The organism is Psychrobacillus sp. 05T411 (assembly GCF_056396485.1).
Genome location: NZ_JBFTLO010000010.1, coordinates 121370 through 145925, shown reverse-complemented (window position 1 = coordinate 145925; position 24556 = coordinate 121370). Strand labels below are relative to the sequence as shown.

The window sequence follows — 24556 nt, the reverse complement described above, 5'->3', positions numbered from 1 at the left end:
GAGCTAGCCTTCGCGCTTGCCGCAGCGCTACGGCAAATGTAACCTCCCTATTTATTTAGAGATGATTGTCCAATAAAAATGCACAACATTGCAATCGTCTCGCCCCAAGTAAAGAGCTATTTTAAGAATTGATTGCTTTCATTGGCAATCTGGTTGCTTTCGTTCGGATTTGGTTGCTCTCACGCTGATTTAGTTGCTTTCCGAATAGAATTGGTTGCTTTCAATGACCAATTAGTTGCTCTTATCCGTTTTCTGGTATTTCCCATTCGAAAATCGACGAAGATTCTGTTTTTTTACTAGTCGATGCTGGAGAAATCAGCATTTTCCATTGATTTTCGCGGCGGACACTTTATTCAACTCTTTACGGCGCATTATCTCTAGAGTGCCTTTACCAACAAATTTATTATTCCCTAACCACAAAAAAAGAACCTGTGAATATATATTCACAGGTCCACATTTTCTCCAACTATCTTCACTTCAAGTTCTAACTCTACATCGAAGTTTTTCTTTACAGCTTCTTTTACCATTTCAATCGTGCTAATATAATCAGTTGCAGTTGCATTGTTTTTATTCACAATAAAACCCGCATGCTTTGTTGAAACTTCTGCCCCGCCGTACCCTTTTCCTTGCAATCCACTATCTTGAATAAGTTTTCCTGCAAAATAACCAGGTGGGCGTTTGAACACGCTACCAGCTGAAGGATATTCCAGTGGTTGCTTGGATTCCCGTTGGAAGGTCAAGTCCGCAATTTTAGCATCGATTTCTTCCTGATTACCTGGCGCCAATTCAAACTCAGCGGATAATACATAATACCCTTTTTTCGTAATGATACTTTTCCGATAACCAAGTTCAAGCGCCTCTTTTGACAGAACAAGCTTTTCACCACTCGGTGTTAAGACAGTCGTTTGAACGATTACATCTTGAATTTCTCCGCCGTAAGCACCAGCATTCATCGCCATCGCACCACCGATTGAACCCGGTATACCACAAGCAAACTCTAATCCTGAGAGTGTCTCACTGGCAACGGCTCTAGAAACATCGATAATATCCGCTCCACTTTCGGCAATCACTCTGTTACCATTTATCAGGATTTTGTTCAGTTTTTCCAAACGAAGTACAATACCACGCACCCCACCATCACGAACGACCATATTAGATCCGTTTCCTAATAGTAATAAGGGAATATTATTTTTATACGCATATTGAACGATGAATGCAGCTTCATCTTCCGTGTCAGGTGTTACAAATATATCTGCAACACCACCCATTTGAGTCATCGTATGCAAATTCAATGCTTCATCTATTTTTACGTTCTTCGGATCTAGCTTTGTTATTAAATCTTGATACCATTGTTGTTTAGCCAAAAATAGCCAATCCTTTCTTCATTAACCTATACCCTTTCATAGTATGCGTTGCCACAATTAATTTTTCAAGCAAAATTGTTAGAACCATTCTTTAGACCAAGATTCAATTCCATCTACTACATCTTTTAGAGCATATCCTTTGTCGGTTAAATTATATTCCACACGAACAGGAACTTCCGAAAAGACAGTTCTTTCTACTAAACCTTCTTTTTCAAGCTCTTTTAAACGCTCTGAAAGTAATCGACCACTTATAGGAAGAGACGACTCGATTTCATTAAATCGTTTCGCTCCATCAATTAATTGAAAAATAATTAACGCAGTCCATCTTTTTCCGAGCAACTCCATTGCCTTCGCTAAACGTGGACATAATAACGTTTCTTTCATCTGTTTCACCTCTATCACTAGTTATTATACGCCTATATGATTTTTTTGTAAATTATAAGTAATTTAATTACTTGACGTAAGTTCTGTATTAATCTAAAGTTAGTTACATAAAGTAACTAAGGGTTTGTTACCTTAAAATAATGGGTAAAGAAAATTGATTAAGTTTTTCTTTTGTTTCGAAATTAAACATCTTGATTTCAAAACAAATGTGTTTTATACTAAAAAAAAAGAAATCCTGAGGAGGAAATTAAAATGACAAAATTCAATCTTGACGCTGCACATTCTAGTATCGATTTTTCTGTAAAACACATGATGGTTTCAAAAGTAAAAGGATCTTTCACTAACTTTACTGCTAATTTAGAAGGAAATGCAGAAGATTTAAATGGTGCAACAATCAGCTTTGATATCGATGTTAAATCAATCACTACTAATAATGAAGATCGTGATAACCACTTACGTTCTGGTGATTTCTTTGATACTGAAACTTTCCCAAATATCAAATTTGTTGCTACAGACATCAAAAAAACAGATGATGGTGAATACAATGTAACTGGCGATATGACGATTAAAGACGTTACGAAACCAGTAACATTCGAAGTGGAATATGGCGGTAAAGGTACTAACCCATGGGGCGTAGAAGTTGTAGCATTCAATGCAGAAACTAAAATCAGTCGTAAAGAATTCGGTTTAACTTGGAACCAAGCGTTAGAAACTGGCGGCGTATTAGTTGGAGACGACATCAAAATCTCAGTTGAACTTCAGTTAAACCCAGCTCAATAATTCAACTATCTCTAAAGCAACTCTGGACTTCCAGAGTTGCTTTTTTATTTGAAAATAAAACACTTTAAACAAGTAAACACTTACATTTCCAATTATAAAAACTAAATTTTCTGAAATATATTATATACTTCTTAATCATGATATTATATGGACAATTCTTTATTATCAGAAAGGAACAACTACTATGTCCCAAATGCTTGCACTAGTTATCGTTATCGCTGCTTTACTTATAGGAGACCTTATTTCTACCCGTACAAAGGCTTGGATTCCTTCTGTTTTTGTATCTGCCGTTCTATTTCTTATCGGATACTGGACATTCTTTCCACAAGACATTGTATCAACCGCCGGAGTACCACCAGTTGTTGCTACCATGATGATTTACTTACTCATTACCAATATGGGTACCTTACTTTCTATACAGCAATTAAAAGAACAATGGAAAACGATTCTAATTTCTCTTGCTGGAATTTTAGGGATTATTGCTGCTCTATTTGGAATCGGAACGTTTTTATTTGGAGTTGAAACTATCATTGTTGCTATTCCACCTTTAGTAGGAGGAATTGTTTCTGCTCTAATTATGTCAGAAGGTGCTGCGAACGCAGGTTTAACTACTCTTTCCGTTTTCGCAATCGTGATTTATGTGATGCAAGGCTTTGCTGGCTATCCGTTAACATCTATTGCACTTAAAAAAGAAGGGAAAACGCTGCTTGAAAAGTTTCGCAAAGGAGAACTAGCTTCAACAGGACAAGCATCCACTTCATCAAAAGAAGCGGATGAAGAGTTGAAAATGTTCCGCAAAATGCCTAAACAATATAATACGGAATACTTTAAATTTTTCCGCCTTGCTCTTGTCGGCTTCCTTGCTTATCTTGTTTCTACATTATTAGCACCAATCGTGACAGTTAGTCCTTATGTTCTTTGTTTATTGTTTGGGATTATTGCGAAAAGCGTTGGGTTCTTGGAGCGTCATGTATTACAAAAAGCAAATGGTTTTGGATTATGTGTCATGGTTTTAATGTTATTCGTATTTGATGGTCTAAAAACTGCTACGCCATCTATGATCGTTGAAATTCTTTATCCTTTAATCGGGACAATCGTATTAGGTGTTATCGGAATGTACATTTTCTCCTTCATCATAGGAAAAGTGTTAAAAGTAAGCAAAAATATGGCTTTCGCAATTTCTTTAACTGCATTATATGGCTTCCCAGCAGATTATATTATTACGAATGAAGTGATTAATTCTTTAACACAAGATGAAAAAGAACGTAAAGCATTGACAGATCATATGCTTGCACCAATGCTTGTCGGTGGATTTATAAGTGTAACCATTGTTTCTGTAATACTAGCAGGTATTTTCGTAGGATTCTTATAAGAAAAGTACAGGCGCCTTTTCCTGCGACGAGTTTTGCGCAGGAGCGAGACGCTGTAACTAGATTAAGAATAGGAGCGATAGTATGTTTGTCAATCAACAAAGAATCGAAAAGCATATTGAACTATTAAGTCAATTTACAGCTACTCCTGGGGTTGGTGTAACGAGACTTACTTATTCGAAAGAAGATTTGGATGCTCGAAATTACATTAAAGACCAAATGCTTGAATATGGACTTGCTGTTTCAGAAGATGGATTTGGAAACATTTTCGGTAGGCTAGAAGGAACGATTTCAAACGCTCCTTCCGTTATCGTTGGCTCCCATTTTGACTCCGTTCCAAATGGTGGTGCATATGATGGCACTGCAGGAGTCGTAATAGGATTAGAAGTAGCGGCCTTATTCCAAGAGAACAATTGTAAGCCTGCATACCCTCTTGAAATCATTGCACTTGTCGAAGAGGAAGGATCACGCTGGGGCGGTGGGTTAATGGGTTCTAGAGGTATGATGGGTTTATTGACCAGTGAAGACTTTAAAGAACTTGCAGATAAAGACGGCGTATTAGCCGAAGATGCAATGATAAGCATCGGCTTGGATCCTTCACAAGAAAAATTCCGTGATCCTAAAACGATAAAAGCATTTCTTGAACTTCATATCGAGCAAGGTCCTATATTAGAAGAAAAAGCTATTCCAGTTGGCATTGTGGAAGCAATTGTTGGATTAACACAATTAGAAGTAACAATTCAAGGTAAAGCAGGACATGCTGGTACCACACCGATGAATCGCCGCTCCGATGCTCTTGTTGCAGCAGCACAAATTATTTCTGCCTTCCCACAACTAGCGCTAGATGAAGGAAATGGAACAGTAATTACTACTGGACAGCTACAGGTATTTCCAAACGGCTCCAATGTTATACCAGATAAAGTGGTGTTCTCAGTAGATATACGTTCTAGTAAAGAATTGCATGTTCAAAATGCGGTGCGAAAAGTGAAGGAACTAATTACTTCCAAAAACGCTAATGGCACTCTAACTTCTATTGAGCAATTATTATATATTTCGCCAAAAGAGATGGATGAACATATTCGATCAACTTTTAAGGAGACGAGTAGCGAGTTGGATATCCCATTTTGCTCGATCAACAGTGGTGCCGGACATGATGCAATGGTCTTTTCCGATTTTACGGCTTGTGGAATGATATTCATTCCAAGTAAAGACGGGCTTAGTCATTGCCCAGAAGAATGGTCGGATGCAAAACATCTTGTGAACGGTGCCAATATTTTATTTCAAACAGCCTTAAAGTTAACGGAGGGAAATGAATGATGATTAACCAAAAAATAAAAGAATCCATTATAAATAATAGTGAAGAACTAACTGCGCTACGCCGTAAACTGCATAGTGAACCCGAATTATCATTTGAAGAATTCAAAACAACTGCCTTCGTTTGTGCGTATTTAGACGAGCTTGGCATTCCGTACCGAAAAACGGAGCCTACTGGAGTAATAGCTGAAATCCAAGCAGTTCCAGGTGGAAAAACAGTAGCACTTAGAGCAGATATGGACGCACTTCCAATTCAACAACTGAACACCCATGTACCTTATGCATCAAAAGAGGAAGGAAAAATGCATGCTTGTGGACATGATGCACATACTTCTATGTTATTAATAGCGGCGAAAGCTTTAAACGATGTAAAAGATCAACTCCCAGGTAATGTACGTTTCTTATTCCAACCGGCTGAGGAAGCAGCGGCTGGAGCAAAAGCAATCGTTGCTCAAGGCGCAATGGACGGCGTTGACAATGTATTTGGTATTCATATTTGGTCTCAAATGCCAACTAATAAAGTAGCCTGTTCACCAGGTCCCTCATTTGCCGCAGCAGATATTATCAAAGTGAAATTCCAAGGACGCGGTGGACATGCTGCGATGCCCGAAGATTGTATCGACGCTGCAATCGTTGCTTCTTCCTTTGTAATGAATGTACAAACCGTTGTTTCTAGAACGATCGACCCACAAAGTCCTGCTGTTCTTACTATCGGGAAAATGGTTGTCGGAACACGATTTAATGTAATCGCTGAAAATGCGGAAATCGAAGGAACAGTTCGTACATTCCACCCAGAAACGCGCAATCATATTGAGAAAAGCATCACGCAATATGCGGAAAGTGTTGCTGCTGTTTACGGTGCTACTGCAGAAGTGGAGTACATTCGCGGTACGGATACAGTAGTGAATGAGGAAGAAAGTGCACAACTCGTGCAACAAATTACTGCAGAAGCATTTGGATCTGACGCGGTGTACGATGAAAAACCAACAATGGGCGCAGAAGACTTCTCTGCTTATTTAACGAAAGCTCCAGGAAGTTTTGCCCTTGTAGGAAGTGGAAACCCTGAAAAAGATACCGAATGGGCCCACCACCACGGGAACTTCGATATCGACGAAGATGCACTTGTAACTGGTGCAGAATTGTATGCACAATATGCTTGGGCTTATTTGAATAAATAATTGTAGTTGCTTCCCCGAAAATATTTCGGGGGGCTTTTTTCATTTTAGGGTGGTTTTCCAACTAATGTGACGATTTTTCCAACTAAACTTATTGTTGCTCAGAATAATCCTTTATTTCCGAAACTATTTCATTCACTTTTCGTATATACTTAAGAAAATGATCTAGGAGGAATTTTAGATGGGAGAATTTGTAGGACTAGTTGCCGTAGTAATGATTTTTTCTATTCCACTTTCTGCAATTTGGACGACACATTTACGAAAGTCGTATAAATCGAGAGCGGAAATTGTAAAAGATGAAATTGAACTAGAAAAACTGAAGTATAACAACTTTTTAGCGGAAACAGAAAAAATGCGATTAGATTTGCAACAAAAACAAGCAAACTTACTAGAATCATCTGTCGACCCACTTATTTTAGATTTACAAAAACGTGCACAAGAGGAAACAAAAACTTCATCTTTCTAAAACAATCGTGCAGAGGTTACTCCGCACGATTGTTTTTATTCCCACTTTTTCTTATTTATTCATATATTTCAATATTACCTTCGTATACTTTGTAAATCATTCAGGTGTGTTTCAATTTTTTCATTCAAATATTAAACTGGCTCTCATACAATTCAGCGTAAAAACCTTTTTGCTTCAACAGTTCTTCATGTGAACCAGACTCGATCAGTTCTCCTTGATTTATAACTAATATCCGGTCCGCATTTTCAATTGTTTTTAAACGATGGGCAATAACGAAGCTTGTTCTACCTTCTGATAATCGATTCAGTCCTTGTTGAATTTCAATTTCGGTTCTTGTGTCGATGCTTGAGGTTGCTTCATCTAAAATTAGTATATCGGAATCGGCTAAAATCGCTCGAGCAATTGCTAGTAGCTGACGCTGTCCTTGGCTTAGGCTTGATCCGCCTGAGGTAATAAGTGTTTCATAACGCTCTGGTAAATGCTTGATGAAACGGTGTGCGGAAGCCATTTTGGCAGCGGCAATGACTTCTTCGTCCGTCGCTTCTAGGCGACCGTAGCGGATATTTTCCATTATGGTTCCGGAAAATAAGAATGTGTCTTGAAGCACAATTCCTATTTTTTCGCGGAGTTTACTAATCTGGTAGTCTTTAATCGGTCGCCCATCGATTTTAATTTCTCCGGTATCGATGTCATAAAAACGCATTAATAAATTGATAATGGTTGTTTTTCCAGAACCAGTCGGACCTACTAATGCAATTTTTTCTCCTGCTTTTGCTTGGAAGCTAATGTTCTTTAAGATTGGTTTACCATCTTCGTATGCAAAGTTTACATTGGAAAACGTCACATTTCCTTTGAAAGAGTCTACTTCCATTGCATCTTCTTTATCCGTTAAATCTGGTGTTTCATCCATAATCTCAAATACTCGTTCCGCACCAGCTATGGCAGACTGGAATGTGTTTAATAGACTGGATAGTTGGTTAATGGGACGAAAAAATTGGCGGGAATACGTAACGAATGCGGCAATAATACCGACTGTTGCCATATCTTGCACGGTCATAAGGGCACCAACCCCAATGATTAGCACAAGTCCCAAGTTATTGATGAAGTTATTAATCGGTCCTAAGAAGCCGGATACCGTATCGGCTGCCATTGCAGAATGTCTTAGTCTTTCATTCACCACTGAAAACTTCGCGAACGTTTTTTCTTCCTGTCCGAAAATAGTAATGACTTCATTTCCAGAAATGGCTTCTTCGATAAAGCCGTTCAGTTCCCCTAAATCACGCTGTCTTTTGATAAAGTTACTACTGCTATATTTAATAATTTTTTTCGTTGTTAAAATGATTAATGGGATAACCACTAAAGATACAATAGCAAGCATCCAATTAAGTGAAAACATCGCTATCGTCACACCGGATACCATTAAAATAGAGGAAATAATTTGAATCACACTTTGACTAAGCGCATTATTCAAGCTTTCAATATCATTGGTCACACGACTCATCAAATCGCCATGTGTTCGTTTATCAAAAAATCGCAAAGACAATGTTTGAAACTTATTAAATAGATCTTGGCGTAAGATTCGAATCGTCTTCAGTGATACTCGCACCATCAAAAATGTTTGGAGCCAAGTAAAAATGGAGGCAGCTACATAGACAATGGCTAGTATGAGTAAAAATCGAAGGGTGCCATTCATATCATTTGGAATGATATATTGATCGATAATTACACCAATCATATATGGTACAAGTAAATTCAAAAGGGTAGAAATGACGACAAAAATAACAGATGCAATCATCGCTATTTTTTGTTTCTCCATGTACTGCCATACACGTTTTAACGTACCTTTTCTATCCCTCGCCTTTTCCACTGGCCCGCTGAATCCTCTTGGTCCACGTGCTCGGCCAATCGCATTTGTTGTGGAAGTTTTATTCATAAGAATAGACCTCCTTCCCCGTTTGCGTTTCGTAAATACCACGATAAACGCTGCTGTTTTCTAGCAGCTCTGTATGTGTACCACTCGCTTCCAGCATTCCATCTTCAATTACGAGAATTTGATCTGCTTCGATGATTGAGGAAACCTTGGCTGAAATGATGAACACCGTTGCATCCGCGTGATTTTGTTGTAATGCTTGTTGTACGGAAGCTTCCGACAAGGCATCGATGGCGGAGGTGGAATCATCTAATATTAAGATTTTCGGTTGACGGATAAAGGCACGGGCCATCGATAGACGTTGTTTTTGCCCACCAGATAGATTCGTTGCCCCTTGCATAAGCTCATGAGCATATTTATCTTCTAATTTATCGATAAACTCTATTGCCGCTGCAGATCTAGCTGCTCCTTCCATTTCCAAAAGACTTGCCTGCTCTTTTCCATAGCGCAAGTTCTCTTCAATTGCTCCTGAAAATAAAGTCGCTTTTTGGGGAACAAAACCGATTGCTTCTCTTAATCTCCCAAGTGGATACTCCTTTATATTTACTCCATCGATTAAAATAGACCCCGAATCCGGATTGTACAGCCTTGGAATCAGTTTAACGAGCGTTGACTTTCCACTACCCGTAGAGCCGATAATTCCAATCGTCTCTCCAGCCTTCGCTCGGAATGAAATGTTTTTCAGAACGTGTTCTCCATTTTTACTATAGCTAAAGTACACCTCTTTAAACTCCACTTCTCCTTTTACTTGCGGAAGCAAAGCAGGTATTTCCGGCTCCTGAATATCGATTTCCGTATCAAGCACTTGCCCGATTCGATTAGCAGAAGTAAAAGACCGAACAATTTGCATCAATACATGACTACTCGTCATTAGTCCGTTCATTATAATATTTAAGTAATTGATGAAAGCTAAAATAACGCCGACTTGAAGTGTTTCTTCATTCACTTTGATCGCACCTATCCACATGCCTGCAACGACACCTAAATTCACCACAAATAGCATGATTGGCATTAGCGTTAGTATGACTTGTTCGGCAGACATATTCCGCTTTGTTAATAGATCATTTACCTTTCGGAACGTTTTAATCTCATAATCTTGACGGTCGAATGCTTTAATCACTCGTATTCCCGCAAACGTTTCTTGAAGTTTTGTATTGACCTGATCCATCGCTTTTTGGACTTTTGCAAATAACTGTCCTGATCTAGCCGAAAAATAATAAATACAAACCATTAAAATCGGTATCGCTACTAATAATACTGGGAACAGCTCGCGTGCTGTAAACCAAACTATCGCTACTGATCCGATAAATAATAGCGGGCCGCGTACAAAAATCCGCAATGTCATCATTAAAGCTTGTTGAACCGCCGTTACATCATTCGTTACAATGGTAATTAGTTTTCCAGCTCCAAATGTATCCGTGTTTTTACTAGAAAACTGCTCCGTCTTTTTAAAAATATCTCGGCGTATATCTGCCGCAAAGTTTACCGCTGCTTTCGTACTATAAATCGTACAACCAGCCCCGCCTATCAAACCGATAAAAGCGGTTAATAGCATTAATAATCCAAGCTTAATGACATAAGCATTATCATTATTTGCAATTCCTACATCGATAATATGCTGCATAATAGTTGGCTGGAGTAAATCCATTGCCACCTCCACACACATTAACAGAGGAGCTAAAATCGCAAATAGTGTATATGGCTTTATATACGGAAATAATTTTCCTAGGGATCTCATAGCATTTCCCCTCTCTATCTATTTTCTCTTTGTAAACGTTCGGTTATTTCTTTCACAAATTCTATTAACTTGGACGTTTTTTCTGGGTTTTTACGTGACTGTTTTATCGCTTTATGTATTTCCGCTTCCCATAAATCCATCGCAGACTTTAGCTCTGTTGCTTCATCTGAGTTTTGCCAAACCCAGCGTGCCTTCCACTCATCCCAAAAGTCTCCTTCTCTGCGACTTGCGAATTCTTCTAGTTTTGCATGCCCTTTTCCCTTTATCTCATACGTTTTTTTATCCGACGCGGGATCTAAACCTATCATGTCCTTCTCGGTCAATTCCTGTAGCGCAGGATATACAGTTCCAGCACTCGCTGAATAAAGACCGCCGGAGCGATTTTCTAATTCTTTCATCATTTGATAACCATGCATCGACTCTTCCTTTAGCAAATGCAAAATGGCTATTTGTATAAATCCTCTCCGCTTTTTCATTGGAATCCTCTCCTTCTAACTATATCGATAATTTTAGTCGATATATCGAATAAAAACAATAGTAAAGGAGTCGGACGAAAATAATATTCGTCCAACTCCTTTATAACGAGCTAATCATTCTCCAATATCTATTTTTTCAAGTGGTTCATATGCAGGACCTTCAATCACATCTCCAGAATATGTATATCTAGATCCATGACAAGGGCAGTCCCAAGAGCTTTCTGCGTCGTTGAATACGACATCGCAACCTAGATGTGTGCATACTGGTTTAACTAAATGTATCTTTCCATAATCGTCTTTATAAGCTCCTACTTTTTGGCCGTCTAGTTTGATAATATCCCCGGATCCTGCTTTTAAATCTTGAAAGACGACGTCGATTTTTTCGGTTTTTCCTTTGACCAACTCTTTGGCGACGTTTGCATTAATTTTAGCGAAACTTTTTATATCTTCTTTTTTCATTTTCGATCGTGTTGGTGAGTAAAGTTCCGCAAAGCGGTTTTCTTTTTCCAGCACATTATCCACCAAAATTTTGGCAGCGACCGCACTATTGGTCATTCCCCACTTGGCGTAACCTGTTGCAACTAGTACATCCTGAAGCCCTGATGTCATTGGTCCAACATATGGAACCCCATCTAATGTGACTAAATCCTGTGCGGACCAGCGATAGGCATACTGTTTCGCATTAAACTGCTCTCTTCCAAATGCAGCTAGAGCATCATAGTTGGTGCTCGTATCACCTTGAAATCTTCCCGTGATATGTCCTTCCCCACCTAGCAACAAATATCTGCGGCCATCTGAGCCTAATGCTGTTCGTATCGATCTTGTAGGCTTTTCTACATTTATATAAATTCCTTTCGGATAGTTTGCCTCTGCAAGTGTTGCGATTGCATACGATCGTTCGGAGTACATTCGTGTAAAATAAAGTCCGTCTTCATCGTTGAAAGGAAAATGACTGCAAACTAATATTTTCTTTGCGCGTATTTCATTGCCATCTATCATTTCCACCCGATTGCTTCCATGAATGGATTTTGCACGTGATTTCTCGAAAAATTGCACACCATTTTCTTCCGCCTTCTCTACCAATGCAAGTGCATATTTCAATGGATGAAATTGTCCTTGATTTTCAAGTTTAAGGCCTTCCTTCACAGTAAATGGAAGTCCTATTTCTTTTGTTAACGTTCCTCCATCTATTCCAATCTTATGGTAGGCATCCAGTTCTTGTCGTAATATTTCTACTCCATCATCTGTATTTGTATATAAAAAAGCATCTACTTTTTCAAAATCACATTTGATGCCTAATTGTTGAATTGTTTGTTCCATGAAGTTCTTGGCTTCATTGTTTGCTTCATAATATAGCTCCGCTTGTTCCCTTCCGAAAGTTTCGATTAATTGCTGATAAATAGGACCGTGCTGGACTGTCACTTTCGCTGTTGTAAAGCCAGTCGTCCCTTCTAATATTCTACTTCCTTCTACCACTACTACTTTTCGACCACTTTGGCTTAGTAAATAAGCTGCCGTAATTCCAGTAAGACCTGCCCCAATAATGGCAATATCTGCTTCTATATCTTCACTTAGTTTTGGGAAAAGCGGAAAGTCTTTATTGGCACGCCAGTATGATTGCGATTCACTCGGTAAAATTTTTTCAGTCATTTTGTATTCCCTCCTGTTTCTTCTATTGTCTATCTATTGGTGAAACTTTATTCAAGTTGGAACGTATAAAAGTAAACAGTTTTTCTTTAGGAGTGATTTATATGGATAGTTTCGGTTTCTTTGGCGGAATGCCACCGTTTTTTGCTCTATTTTTTCTTTTAGTAGCTGGTTTTATTGTTTTCACCATTATAAAAAGTGGTGCCCAATGGAATAAAAACAATAACTCACCTAAACTTTCGATACCCGCTCAAGTAGTAACCAAACGTTCCAATACAAGGGGTGGTTCAGGAGAAAGTGCCGCTTCCACTTCCTATTATGTAACCTTTCAAGTGGAAAGTGGAGACCGCGTAGAGCTTCAAATGAGTGGGAAAGAATACGGCATGCTTGCAGAGGATGACCTTGGTATTCTGACCTTCCAAGGGACTAGATTTCTAAGTTTTGAAAGAAAACAGTAAAAAAATCCTCTTTCCATTATTTTGGAAAAAGGATTTTCTATTTTGTGACTGTTACCTTATCTCTAGCATCATTGTGCAGGAGAAATACCTTCTTCTTCCGCTACTTTGTTCAACGCACCTACGAATGATTCTAATGGTTGTGCGCCAGAAATTGCGTACTTATCATTTAACACGAAAAATGGCACGCCGCGAACGCCAATTTGGCCAGCTCTAGCAATATCTAATCGAACCTCTGTTAAATAAGCATCAGAATTCAACACTTTTTTCGCTTCTTCCCTAGATAGATATAGTGACTCGATCAAGTCTAGTAACACCTCATGCTTGCCGATTTCTTTTGCTTCAATGAAGTAAGAGTGCAACAATAACTCATTTGCTTCTTTCGCTTTTCCTTGCTCTGATGCCCATTTCACTAGACGGTGTGCATCTAAAGTATTTGCTGGTTTCATCGCGTCGAAATTATAATCTAAACCAACTGTTTTTGCTTGTTCTGCAACACCTGCAGTCATTTGTTTTGCAGCTTCTACACTTTGGCCGTATTTTTCCGCAAGCACTTCAACCATCGATTTATCCGATGTTTTTGGTGAATTTGGATCTAGCTCAAAGCTTTTAAATTCTACTTCTGCTTGATCAGCAAAACCTGTTTCTTGTAATGCTTCTTCTAATCTTCTTTTCCCGATATAACAAAACGGACATACGAAATCGGACCATACTTCAATTTTCATCTCCATCACCTCTCGTTCATTGTAAAGTGTGTTTGTTTTGATTTCAAAATAATTGCCTGAAAGCAAAAAGTACTTTGCTTGTAATAGTAATTTGGTACAACTTAGGAATAATGCTTCGTAGTACATTGACTAGTAACAGCTATGATTTTCGCTGTAGTCGACGCCTGCAGCGAAAATCAATGGAAAATGCTGATTTATCTAGTATCGACTAGTAAAAAAAAGAATTTTCGCCAATTTTCGAATAAGAGATACCAGAAGATGGCTAAGAGCAACCAATTGGTCATTGAAAGCAACCAATTCTGTTCGGAAAGCAACTAAATCAGCGTGAGAGCAACCAAATCCGAACGAAAGCAACCAGATTGCCAATGAAAGCAATCAATTCTTAAAATAGCTCTTTACTTGGGGTGAGACGATTGCAATGTTGTGCATTTTTATTAGACAATCATCTCCAAATAAATAGGGAGGTTACATTTGCCGTAGCGTTGCCTAAGCCGCATGAGCCGAAGTATGAGACATACTCTTGTGCAGCACGAGTTGGCCCATGCAAGGTGCGGCAAGCGCGAAGGCAAGTGGTTACCTTTTTATGACGCATTATCTCTAAACAGTAATATATTCTCATTTCTTTAAATCCTAATATAAAAAGACTTCCGACTGGTAAAAGTCAGGAAGTCTATCGATTAATTTGCTAATGCTTCAGTTAATGCTGGTACTACTTGTTTTTTACGAGAAACGACACCTTTAAGTAGCGCTGTGTTGTTTTCAAAGTTTACTCCGAAAGCAGCTTCTGCTTTTAACGCTAATTTCCCAAGTGCTAGTGCTACAGAGTCGTTATTTAAAATATCTGTTACGACAAAGAAGAATAGATCTAATTCTTGTTCTTCGATCGCACGATGAATTAGATCTTCCAGTTCTGCTTGGCGACCCATTACATCGTTTACGTCCACTGCGTTTACTTGTGCAATCACTACTTTATGGTCGCCCATGCTAAATTCTTTTGCGTCTAGTGAAAGCAAATCTTCTAAACTTTTATCACTTAAGTCTGCTCCTGCTTTTAGCATAGCTAGTCCATACTCTTCTACATTTACACCAGCAATTTTTTCTAGCTCACGTGCTGCTACGATATCTTCTTCTGTGCATGTTGGTGATTTGAATAATAATGAATCTGAAACAATTGCAGAAAGCATTAATCCTGCAATACTTGATGGGATTTCAATGCCTTTTTCTTTATAGATTTTATTTAAAATAGTTGCAGTACATCCTACTGGCTCAGCACGGTAGTATAAAGGCTCAGCCGTTTCGAAGTTTGCAATACGGTGATGGTCGATTACTTCGGTTACATGTACTTCTTCGATACCGTCTGCGCTTTGTTGTTTTTCATTGTGATCGACTAAAATTACTTTTTTCGCTTCTGTCGCTACGTTTTCAATTAATCTTGGTGCTTCGAATCCGAATTTTTCTAAAGCGAATTTTGTTTCATTGTTTACTTCACCTAAACGTACCGCTTCTGCTTCTACACCGATTGCATTTTTTAAATGTGCATATACAATTGCCGATGTTATTGTGTCTGTATCTGGGTTTTTATGTCCGAAAACTAATACTTTTTCCATGAGTAATCCTCCTAATAACGATATCCGCATTTATTTTATCATACATCTTGCTGCTCATTGAAAAGTAAATTCGCTAATTGATGTTTTTGAAGTAAAAAATCTGCTAGCGTGTATTCATCCAACACTTTTAAATAAGCAAATAAAGCACGATTCAATGCACCTTTCAAGCCACAAACTGGCGATATGACGCATGTATTTGTTTTACAATCGAAACATTCAACTAAATGGAAGTCATCCTCTGTCTTTCTAACTACCTGCCCTATAACAATATCTTCTGGTTTCTTCGCTAAACGAATACCGCCACCTCGACCTCGAATCGTTTCTATATAACCGAGCTTTCCTAACTCATGTGTTACTTTCATCAAATGGTTTTTAGAAATACCATATGCATCTGAAATAGCTTGAATCGTGGAAAGTTCCTTTTTTTCTTTTGTTCCGAGATATATTAACACTCTTAAAGAGAAGTCTGTATACATTGTTAATCTCATTTTGACACCGCCATTCTACCTTCTCATTATAACGTTTTTGACAAACTCGTGAAAGAAATGTGTCTGAATTATTAAAGGTCATTTAAAGATGTATTTTATATATTGCTTTAAAGAAAATTGAGGAGTATCGTAATAAGTGTAAATAACAAAACAAAAAAGGACGTGTCAAATTATGTTATCTCAACAAACAATTGATATCGTAAAATCTACAGCACCAGTTTTAGAAGTACACGGAGTCGCAATTACTACTACTTTTTATAAAAATCTATTCGAAGCGCACCCTGAATTATTAAATATATTTAACCATGCTAACCAAGCAAAAGGTCGTCAACAAACAGCACTGGCAAACACTGTATATGCAGCTGCAGTGCATATCGATAACTTAGCTGCCATCATTCCAGTTGTAAAACAAATCGGTCAAAAACACGTAAGTCTCGGTATTAAACCAGAACATTATCCAATCGTTGGCGAACATTTACTTGGAGCTATTAAAGAAGTACTTGGAGACGCTGCAACAGATGAAATTATCAATGCTTGGGCTGAAGCATATGGAGTAATCGCAGATGCATTTATCGGCATTGAAGAGGAAATGTATGTAGCTTCTGAGTCAAAACAAGGTGGTTGGAGATTCTTTAAAGATTTCACTGTTGTTGATAAAGTGAAAGAAAGCGAGAATATTACTTCATTCTATTTAAAACCAGCTGATGGAAGTGAAGTGCCTGCTTATGCACCAGGTCAATTCATTACAATTCGTGTAAGTGTTCCTGGTGAGAAATATTTACTAAACAGACAATATAGCTTATCTAAAGCTTCCGATTCAGAAAACTTCCGTATTTCCGTGAAAAAAGAAGATGAAAATAATCCAGAAGGAAAAGTATCTGTTCATTTACACAATAATGTCAACGTTGGGGATATAGTGGAACTAAGTGCACCTGCGGGGGATTTCGTCTTAGATTCAGAGAAATGTTCACCTGTCACTTTCATTAGTGGAGGAGTGGGAATTACACCGATGATGAGTATGTTCGAAGCAGTTGCGAAAAACCAATCTTCTCGCAAAGTTTCATTCATCTATAGTGCACGTAACGAGAGCTTACACCCATTTGATCAAGCTATTCGGTCTTTAATGGAACCAATGGAAGATGCAAAATATGTTTCCCTATACTCCGACACTGGAGATGGTTTTATCACAAAAGACATTCTTGCGGAACATGCTATCCAAAATGGGGATGTATATGTTTGTGGCCCAGTTGGGTTTATGGAAGCAATGATTAATCATTTACTTGAATTAGGTTATGCAAAAGAACAAATTCACTACGAATTCTTCGGACCAGCTATGCAACTTGAGCTAGCAAATGCTTAATCTATAAATGCTTTAAAAGTGTTACTTCTGTCTGAAGTAACACTTTTTTGATATCATCTTTCTACAGGAATTTATTAACGTTGAATATGCTTTAAGTAGTGTGCATAATTGGAAGGAAGTGCTATAATTAGCCTAACAATTTGAGCACATTAGAAATGAGTGAAGGTAGTAAATATGACTAAACATTATGAAAATAAATATATTCCACTTGCCACTTTTTTTAAACAATCGACAGCTAAAGAAATCACTTTAACCTATACTGAAATTGAAGCGATTATCGGACAAGCTCTACCAAACGCTGCTTATTTGAGTAGTAGCTGGTGGAAAAAAACAAAGCCACCAGCATTGCATTTTTTTGCATGGGCGGATAGTGGTTACTCTGTTAAAAGCGTGGAAATTGGAAAGTGCATTCATTTCCAAAGTGTTGTACATGAAACCGACGAAATTACAGCAGCCGAAAACGAGCAGAAGGATATTCTTGTTATTCGAGAAGCAGAATTCGAAGATGCCCGTCCTTTTATCAAATTACAAGAAACTATTTTCTCAGAAACTGACTTCATGTTATATGGAAAATCGGATATTCAAATGACTGTACAAGGCATACGAAAAAACTTCACTTCATGGAAAAATGAAGCCAACTCTATTCTTTTATTAGCTATTATGAATGGACAATTCGCTGGCTATGTACAATTCACAGGTGGCCCAGCCCCTCGTGCTTTGCATAGAGCATCCGTAGTCATCGGTGTAAAACAAGAGTTTTCCAATAAAGGGATTGCTTCTTCTTTGATGCTTTATGGTGAGAAATGGGCAAAAGAAGCAGGAATTTCAAAGCTTGAACTAACCGTTATTAAAGAGAATAAGCGAGCTCAACGATTTTACGAGAAACTCGGGTTCGAACACGAAGGCTCTAGAAAACATGCACTTATTATTAATGGTGACTTCGTTGATGAGTTTCATATGGGTAAGCTTATATAGGCTTGTAGAGATTGACCAAGCAACATTTGGTCAATCTTTTTTGGTGAAAGTTTGGGTAACTCACCATTCCATAAAAAAAAAGCACAGGGAGATGAATCTTCCCTACGCTATCGTGTTTTGGATACAAATGGATTGTCCGTTTCCCAAAACCTATATGGATAATGCACGGCTTCCCCGCTGTTTTGGATACCTATTCTGGGACCTATAGAAACAGAAGTTACTTTCTCCCCTTCCGCCATGTATAACGGTCTTTCCGTCCAATGCTTGCCATAGTATTCCATTGTAATCCCTAATGCTTTCGTCAATTTACCAGGTCCATTCGTCCATTGTTTCATAGGTTGGTTTTTGCGAAATTCCTTCATTTGCTCTAAACCTTCAATTGGTTCTACTGCGCGTATTAATATTGCATTCGGAGTATCGACGGGAGCAGCAACTACATTGATCAGTGTATGCGTGTGCATTTGATATGTATAGATCAGTCCTGGTTCGCCGAACATCACATCGGTTCGCTTAGTTCTTCTGTTACCGAAGCTATGTGCGGCTTTATCCTCCGCCCCCATATAGGCTTCTGTCTCCACGATTTTGCCAACGAGTAATCCGCTACTATGTTCATGCACAATGTACTTACCCAATAAGTCTTTCGCTAATTCTAATGTCGGTTGATAAAAGAATTCCCGTTCCACTATTTTCAATTTAAATAAACCCCATTTTCTTCGCTTCAAAAGTTAATTCTTCTCTGAATTTCGGATGAGCTATCGAAATTAGCTGTTTTGCTCGCTCCGAAATAGGTTTTCCATACATTCTAGCAATTCCAAATTCCGTTACGATTGCATCTACATCATTTTTAGAAGTAGTCACAACTGATCCTGGTGCAAGGCTAAGCTTAATACGTGAAATTTCATCATTTTTTGCAGTAGATGTCATACAAACAAATCCTTTACCTTGTTTAGCAAAGCGAACTCCTCGTGCAAAGTCAGCTTGCCCTCCAGTAGAAGAATAATACATACCGGCAACCGTTTCAGATGCGCATTGGCCGTATAAATCCACTTCTGTCGTCGCATTAATCGAAACGATGCGTTCTTCTTTGGCAATTTCCCGTGGATCGTTAACGATACTCACAGGCAAGAATTGTACAGCAGGGTTATTGTGTAAAAAGTTATATATTTTATTGGACCCATGTGCGAATGTCGCAATGATTTTTCCTTTATTAGTAAATTTTTGTGTACCATCGACTGCTCCTGCTTCTACTAAATCAACAATTCCGTCTACAAACATTTCGGTATGGATGCCTAAATGACGATGGTCTTTCAATAAACTTACTACAGCATTTGGAATGGAACCAATCCCGATTTGCAATGTGTCACCGTTTTCAATGCTATCCGCTACATACGATGCAATTTGCATATCTGTTTCCCCTATAGGAGGCGAAACATCTTCAAACAAAGGCCTATTATTTTCTACAAAACCAGCAATTTGGCTAATATGAATTTGGTTTTCGCCAAAAGTACGGGGCATATACTCATTTACCTCTAGTATGAATGGAACAGTTCCGATAAATTCACTTACAATGTCGGCCTGTGTTCCAAGCGAAAAATAGCCAAACTCGTCCATTGGAGAAGCAACCGCCATAATCATCGAAAGATTTGTAGACTGTCTTAATATTCTTGGCATCTCATGGAAATGATTTGGAACAAGATCTACCATTCCTTGCTGGAACATTTTTCGTGTAGCACCACTCAAAAAGTAAGAAACATGCTTCAGCTTCCCTGGATATGCACCTTCTATATACTTCCGTGTTTGCAATGCTAACAACTGATGTATTTTGACATTCGTTAAACTAGTTGCATTTGCTTCTAAAATATCGAGTAATTTATTTGGTTCTCCATTTGTTAGCGGGAGAATAATATCCGCATCTTCTACGATTAAGTCAATAACTTGTCTATCTGATAGCTGTTTATAATTCATGTTATTTTCTCCTGTTGAACTTATTTCACCTCTTTCATTTTACTATGTTTCATCTAGCAAACAAAATAAAACCTGCTTCCACTAAAGAAAGCAGGTTTTCATCCTATTCAAGTTCCGTTTGTTTCGTCTCTGTACCGAGAAATAAAACCGATAATACACCAATTACAATAGCAACACAGAAGATACCGAAAATATATCCAATCTCATACCCAGCGGCTACAAGAGTACCTACTAAAAGCGGTCCGAGAATACCTCCCACACGTCCTACAGAAGCCGCCATTCCTGATCCAGTTGCTCGAATAACGGTTGGATACTGCTCCGGTGAATACGCGTAAAGTGCTCCCCAGGCACCTAAGTTAAAGAATGACAGGAACATTCCAGAAACGATCAATAATGTTGTCGTCTCTGCAGCACCAAAAACAAAGGCACTTGCTGCAGTTCCTAGCAAGTATGTAACTAATACAAACTTTCGCCCAGCTTTCTCGATCAACCATGCAGCCGAGAAGTATCCTGGTAATTGTGCAAGAGTCATGATGAGCACGTATTCAAAGCTTTTAATCAGGGTAAATCCTTTCATCACCATTACACTCGGAAGCCATAAGAACATCCCGTAGTAAGAAAATACAACCATAAACCAAACAATCCAAAGCATAAGTGTTCGTTTAGCATATTTCTTCGACCAAACTTCCTTCATATTTTGCATAATCGTTCTAGATTCTGATTTTTTTGCAGTATATTGTGGTGAATCTGGTAATTTAATACGCAAATAAATGGCATAAAATGCTGGTAATGCTGTTATTAATAAAGCAATTCTCCAGCCATAATCAGGGATGATAAAGTAGGCAATGAGAGCGGAAACAATCCAACCAGCAGCCCAAAAACTTTCTAGCAATACTACAACGCGTCCTCTTTCCTTCGCTTCCACACTTTCAGATACTAGTGTAGATGCAACCGGTAGCTCCCCACCAAGGCCCATTCCTACAAAAAATCGTAAAATCAAAAATAGCGTTAGCCCTGTAGCTAGTGCGGATAATCCACTAGCTATCGAAAACATTAATAGCGTTAACATGAATATCTTTTTCCGTCCTACCTTATCTGCAAAAACACCAAATACGAGAGCCCCTACTGCCATTCCAATCGAGTTAATACTTCCGATCCATCCCATTTGCCCCGGCGTCAAATTCCATTCAACTGCAAGTGCCGCGATAACAAATGATAGAATCCCTACATCCATTGCATCGAACATCCAAGCAAGTCCAGCAATGCCGAGTAATTTATTTTTAGATATTGGTTTTTGAACATTTTTAGCTTTCATATTTTACCCCTGTCTTTACACCTGTAATGTTTTTTGTTTACATGATTAGTATACCCATAGAGTAAAGAACTTACAATAGAAAATTCTTCTTGTTTTTTTTGCTTTATTACGGTAAAATGTCCATTATAGAAATACATATGTTTATTTAAGAAGAACAGAGAGGCGGATTACATCATGGCTTGGCAAGGACTAATCGAACACTATAAAGAGTTTTTACCAGTAACAGAAAAAACACCTAAACTATCACTACTGGAGGGAAATACGCCTCTTATTAAATTAGAGAATTTATCGAAAGAACTTGGTATTGAACTTTACGGAAAAGTAGAGGGTGCCAATCCAACAGGTTCGTTCAAAGATAGAGGAATGGTATTTGCTGTAGCAAAAGCAATTGAAGAAGGAAGCGAATGCGTTATTTGTGCTTCTACTGGAAACACCTCTGCTGCTGCCGCTGCCTATGCCGCTCGTGCGGGGATTAAATCGATTGTTGTCATTCCAAAAGGAAAAGTGGCTCTTGGGAAATTAGCACAAGCATGTATGTATGGTGCTAAAATTATTGAAATAGATGGTAACTTTGATGATGCCTTGCAAATTGTTCGTAAAGTTAGTGAAACATCACCAGTAGCGCTAGTTAACTCTGTTAACCCCTATCGTTTGGAAGGACAAAAAACAGCAGCCTTTGAAATTGTAGATGTATTAGGCTCTGCTCCAGATTATTTATGCATTCCGGTTGGAAATGCGGGAAATATTAGTGCCTACTGGAAAGGATTTAAAGAGTACAATGAAGTAAAACAATCAGGCTTACCGAAAGTTTTTGGTTTTGAAGCAGAAGGTTCTGCCGCAATTGTACAAGGTGCACCTATCGCTAATCCGGAAACAGTTGCAACGGCTATTCGTATCGGCAATCCTGCAAGCTGGGCACTAGCGGAAGCTGCTCGTGATGAGTCTGGTGGTTTAATCGATTCTGTTACGGATGAGGAAATTCTACAAGCTTATCAATTGATTGCTAGTCGCGAAGGGATATTTGTAGAGCCAGGTTCTGCAGCTTCTTTAGCAGGTGTTATTAAATCGGTGAAAAGTGGGAAAATTTCTGTGGGAAGTAAAGTAGTAACTGTCTTTACAGGTAACGGATTGAAAGATCCAGATACTGCGATGGAGGTTTCGACAGTTGACTTAGTATCATTAAAGAATGACGAAGATGAAATTCGCGCGTATATTGAGGGTGTGCTATGAGTAAAAAATGGTCTATTTCCATTCCCGCAAGCACAGCAAACTTAGGACCTGGTTTTGATTCGATTGGAATTGCTTTAGATAAGTACTTGGAGTTGGAAGTTGAACTAGCTTCTGTGTGGATGATCGATAACTTATCCGACAATTTACCGGATGTTCCTAATCCGGAAGATCATCTAATTATTCAAGCAGCCGAGAAAACGGCGGAATTATATGGACAAAGCATGTCGCCATGCCATCTATCTGTAAGAAGTGAAATTCCTCTCGCTCGCGGGATGGGTAGTAGTGCATCTGCTATTGTTGCAGGGATAGAACTTGCCAACCAAGTGCTAGAGCTTGAGCTGACTGCACAGGACAAGTTAAAGGTGGCAACCTTGATGGAAGGTCATCCGGATAATGCGGCTGCTTCTATATTTGGCGGCTTCACAATTTCATCCAGTAGCGATAACGGGGAAATTCATGTGTTTCATGCGTATCATATTGATGCTTCTTTTGTTTTATTCATCCCGAACTTTGAACTTAAAACGAAAGCAGCAAGAAATGTGTTACCTGATAGTTACACACGTCAAGTTTCCGCTCAAGCTAGTGCGACTGCTAGTTTACTTACTGCTGCTTTTCTTTCTCAATCATTCGAGCAAGCCGGGTTATATATGGAGCAGGATCTATTTCACGAGCCCTACCGCCTTGATTTAATCCCTGAAAGTAGAGAGATTAAGGTTGCGGCCAAAAATGCTGGTGCATTTGGTACTTGTATAAGCGGCGCTGGTCCTACCCTACTCTCTCTTGTACAAAAAGGATCCGAGCAAGAATTCATTTCTAAGCTAGATGGAATTTTTCCTAACTTCCGACTTGTACCGGTAGAGATGAATCGAACTGGAATTGTCGTAAAAAATAAAAATGGCAGTGCGGTTTTCTCTAATTGAGAACTGCACTGCCCTTTTTTTTATAGCATTAATACTAAACTTAGTGCCATTACTAGCATCCCCGCTACTACACCATACATAGAAGAATGTGTCTCGTCGTACTTTTTAGCTGCAGGTAATAACTCATCTAATGAAATGAAGACCATAATACCCGCAACCGCTGCAAAAACTACTCCAAAAACTACTCCATTCAAGAATGGCATTAATACTAAATAAGCAACAAATGCTCCAACCGGTTCTGCAAGTCCTGAAAGAAAGGATAATTTAAAAGCTTTCTTCCGGCTACCAGTCGCATAATAAATCGGTACAGCTACAGCGATACCTTCTGGAATATTATGAATAGCAACCGCAATCGCAATTGCAATCCCTAAATTAGGATCTTGTAATGCAGATGCAAAAGTAGCGATACCTTCTGGGAAATTGTGAATTCCTATAGCAAGCGCAGTAAAAACGCCCATTTTCATCAGTTTCGTATATTCTGCATTAGTTGGAGCAGTGTCCATATCCTCTACAGTTTTTACCTCATGTGGATTTCCTAGCTTTGGTAATAATCGGTCGATTATTGCAATAAAGATCATCCCACCAAAAAAACCAACGAGCGTCATCCAATACCCGTTTGTTGTACCTAGCTCTGCAGTTAAGGAATCCTTTGCTTTTACAAAAATTTCAACTAAAGATATATAAATCATCACCCCCGCGGAAAAGCCTAATGCGACAGATAAAAACTTCGTATTTGTACGTTTCGTTAACAATGAGAGTAAGCTACCTATCCCTGTTGCTAGACCTGCAAATAACGTAAGTAATAATGCAAAAGCAACATTTCCATCCACCTGAATCAACTTCTTTCTAAATATCGATTTTCATTTATTATA

At 38.6% G+C, this 24556-nt stretch carries 23 protein-coding genes; 10 read left to right on the top strand and 13 right to left on the bottom strand.

Going from position 1 to position 24556, the window contains the following annotated elements; genetic code table 11:
* Positions 1-443 precede the first annotated feature (443 nt).
* Together murB and AC1DFT_RS10765 are read right to left on the bottom strand one after the other, a co-directional pair.
* Positions 444-1364, bottom strand: a complete 921-nt coding sequence (murB, locus tag AC1DFT_RS10770; protein ID WP_477919196.1) for a UDP-N-acetylmuramate dehydrogenase — start codon at positions 1362-1364, stop codon at positions 444-446.
* 78 nt (positions 1365-1442) lie between these two features.
* Positions 1443-1748, bottom strand: coding sequence for a winged helix-turn-helix transcriptional regulator (locus AC1DFT_RS10765; RefSeq protein ID WP_142608809.1), 306 nt, complete (start codon positions 1746-1748; stop codon positions 1443-1445).
* A gap of 252 nt (positions 1749-2000) precedes the next feature.
* Here AC1DFT_RS10765 and AC1DFT_RS10760 point away from each other — a divergent pair, with 252 nt between their 5' ends.
* The 5 genes from AC1DFT_RS10760 to AC1DFT_RS10740 all read left to right on the top strand — a co-directional run bounded on the left by AC1DFT_RS10760 (position 2001) and on the right by AC1DFT_RS10740 (position 6853).
* Entirely contained in the window at positions 2001-2528 is a 528-nt protein-coding gene (locus tag AC1DFT_RS10760) for a YceI family protein (protein ID WP_477919195.1), read from the top strand.
* Between the two features lie 184 nt (positions 2529-2712).
* Complete coding sequence (locus AC1DFT_RS10755) at positions 2713-3900, top strand: hypothetical protein (protein WP_477919194.1); 1188 nt, start codon at positions 2713-2715, stop codon at positions 3898-3900.
* Positions 3901-3982: 82 nt separating this feature from the next.
* A complete protein-coding gene (locus AC1DFT_RS10750; RefSeq protein WP_477919193.1) occupies positions 3983-5215 on the top strand; it encodes an allantoate amidohydrolase in 1233 nt (410 codons plus the stop codon).
* A gap of 2 nt (positions 5216-5217) precedes the next feature.
* Positions 5218-6390, top strand: coding sequence for an amidohydrolase (locus AC1DFT_RS10745; protein ID WP_477919201.1), 1173 nt, complete (start codon positions 5218-5220; stop codon positions 6388-6390).
* 178 nt (positions 6391-6568) lie between these two features.
* On the top strand, positions 6569-6853 hold the full coding sequence (locus AC1DFT_RS10740; protein ID WP_477919192.1) for a hypothetical protein: 285 nt from the start codon (positions 6569-6571) through the stop codon (positions 6851-6853).
* A gap of 124 nt (positions 6854-6977) precedes the next feature.
* Here the strand turns inward: AC1DFT_RS10740 and AC1DFT_RS10735 are convergent, their stop codons facing one another.
* From AC1DFT_RS10735 to AC1DFT_RS10720, 4 genes are all read right to left on the bottom strand, one after another.
* Positions 6978-8786 (bottom strand): ABC transporter ATP-binding protein, encoded by a 1809-nt coding sequence (locus AC1DFT_RS10735; RefSeq protein WP_477919191.1) that lies wholly within the window; start codon positions 8784-8786, stop codon positions 6978-6980.
* Positions 8779-10521 (bottom strand): ABC transporter ATP-binding protein, encoded by a 1743-nt coding sequence (locus AC1DFT_RS10730; protein ID WP_477919190.1) that lies wholly within the window; start codon positions 10519-10521, stop codon positions 8779-8781. Before AC1DFT_RS10730 ends, AC1DFT_RS10735 begins: the two co-directional genes overlap by 8 nt.
* Before the next feature lie 14 nt (positions 10522-10535).
* On the bottom strand, positions 10536-10997 hold the full coding sequence (locus tag AC1DFT_RS10725) for a PadR family transcriptional regulator (RefSeq protein WP_477919189.1): 462 nt from the start codon (positions 10995-10997) through the stop codon (positions 10536-10538).
* A 114-nt stretch (positions 10998-11111) separates the two neighbouring features.
* The gene (locus AC1DFT_RS10720) at positions 11112-12647 is read right to left on the bottom strand and encodes an FAD-dependent oxidoreductase (protein ID WP_477919188.1); all 1536 of its coding nucleotides are present in this window, start codon (positions 12645-12647) and stop codon (positions 11112-11114) included.
* 101 nt (positions 12648-12748) lie between these two features.
* On the opposite strand from AC1DFT_RS10720, the gene AC1DFT_RS10715 reads away from it, so the two are divergent.
* Positions 12749-13102: a DUF2500 domain-containing protein gene (locus AC1DFT_RS10715; RefSeq protein ID WP_477919187.1), complete on the top strand. Its 354-nt coding sequence runs from the start codon at positions 12749-12751 to the stop codon at positions 13100-13102.
* A gap of 68 nt (positions 13103-13170) precedes the next feature.
* Here the strand turns inward: AC1DFT_RS10715 and AC1DFT_RS10710 are convergent, their stop codons facing one another.
* The 3 genes from AC1DFT_RS10710 to AC1DFT_RS10700 form a co-directional block, all read right to left on the bottom strand.
* A complete protein-coding gene (locus tag AC1DFT_RS10710) occupies positions 13171-13824 on the bottom strand; it encodes a DsbA family oxidoreductase (RefSeq protein ID WP_477919186.1) in 654 nt (217 codons plus the stop codon).
* 677 nt (positions 13825-14501) lie between these two features.
* A complete protein-coding gene (locus tag AC1DFT_RS10705; protein WP_477919185.1) occupies positions 14502-15431 on the bottom strand; it encodes a manganese-dependent inorganic pyrophosphatase in 930 nt (309 codons plus the stop codon).
* A gap of 38 nt (positions 15432-15469) precedes the next feature.
* Positions 15470-15919 (bottom strand): Rrf2 family transcriptional regulator, encoded by a 450-nt coding sequence (locus AC1DFT_RS10700; RefSeq protein WP_477919184.1) that lies wholly within the window; start codon positions 15917-15919, stop codon positions 15470-15472.
* Positions 15920-16091: 172 nt separating this feature from the next.
* Between AC1DFT_RS10700 and hmpA the strand changes: the two genes are divergently transcribed.
* A complete protein-coding gene (gene hmpA / locus AC1DFT_RS10695; RefSeq protein WP_477919183.1) occupies positions 16092-17279 on the top strand; it encodes an NO-inducible flavohemoprotein in 1188 nt (395 codons plus the stop codon).
* 174 nt (positions 17280-17453) lie between these two features.
* Entirely contained in the window at positions 17454-18254 is an 801-nt protein-coding gene (locus AC1DFT_RS10690; RefSeq protein WP_477919182.1) for a GNAT family N-acetyltransferase, read from the top strand.
* A 107-nt stretch (positions 18255-18361) separates the two neighbouring features.
* Here the strand turns inward: AC1DFT_RS10690 and AC1DFT_RS10685 are convergent, their stop codons facing one another.
* From AC1DFT_RS10685 to AC1DFT_RS10675, 3 genes are all read right to left on the bottom strand, one after another.
* Positions 18362-18946: a DNA-3-methyladenine glycosylase gene (locus tag AC1DFT_RS10685; protein WP_477919181.1), complete on the bottom strand. Its 585-nt coding sequence runs from the start codon at positions 18944-18946 to the stop codon at positions 18362-18364.
* A 1-nt stretch (position 18947) separates the two neighbouring features.
* Positions 18948-20219: an acetyl-CoA hydrolase/transferase family protein gene (locus tag AC1DFT_RS10680; RefSeq protein ID WP_477919180.1), complete on the bottom strand. Its 1272-nt coding sequence runs from the start codon at positions 20217-20219 to the stop codon at positions 18948-18950.
* Between the two features lie 103 nt (positions 20220-20322).
* A complete protein-coding gene (locus tag AC1DFT_RS10675; RefSeq protein WP_477919179.1) occupies positions 20323-21534 on the bottom strand; it encodes an MFS transporter in 1212 nt (403 codons plus the stop codon).
* Positions 21535-21708: 174 nt separating this feature from the next.
* Between AC1DFT_RS10675 and thrC the strand changes: the two genes are divergently transcribed.
* Entirely contained in the window at positions 21709-22764 is a 1056-nt protein-coding gene (gene thrC, locus AC1DFT_RS10670; RefSeq protein ID WP_477919178.1) for a threonine synthase, read from the top strand.
* On the top strand, positions 22761-23684 hold the full coding sequence (gene thrB, locus AC1DFT_RS10665) for a homoserine kinase (protein ID WP_477919177.1): 924 nt from the start codon (positions 22761-22763) through the stop codon (positions 23682-23684). The genes thrC and thrB overlap by 4 nt, the downstream gene beginning before the upstream one ends.
* Before the next feature lie 20 nt (positions 23685-23704).
* Here thrB and zupT read toward each other — a convergent pair whose 3' ends face one another.
* Positions 23705-24514 (bottom strand): zinc transporter ZupT, encoded by an 810-nt coding sequence (gene zupT, locus AC1DFT_RS10660; protein ID WP_477919176.1) that lies wholly within the window; start codon positions 24512-24514, stop codon positions 23705-23707.
* Between the last annotated feature and the right edge of the window lie 42 nt (positions 24515-24556).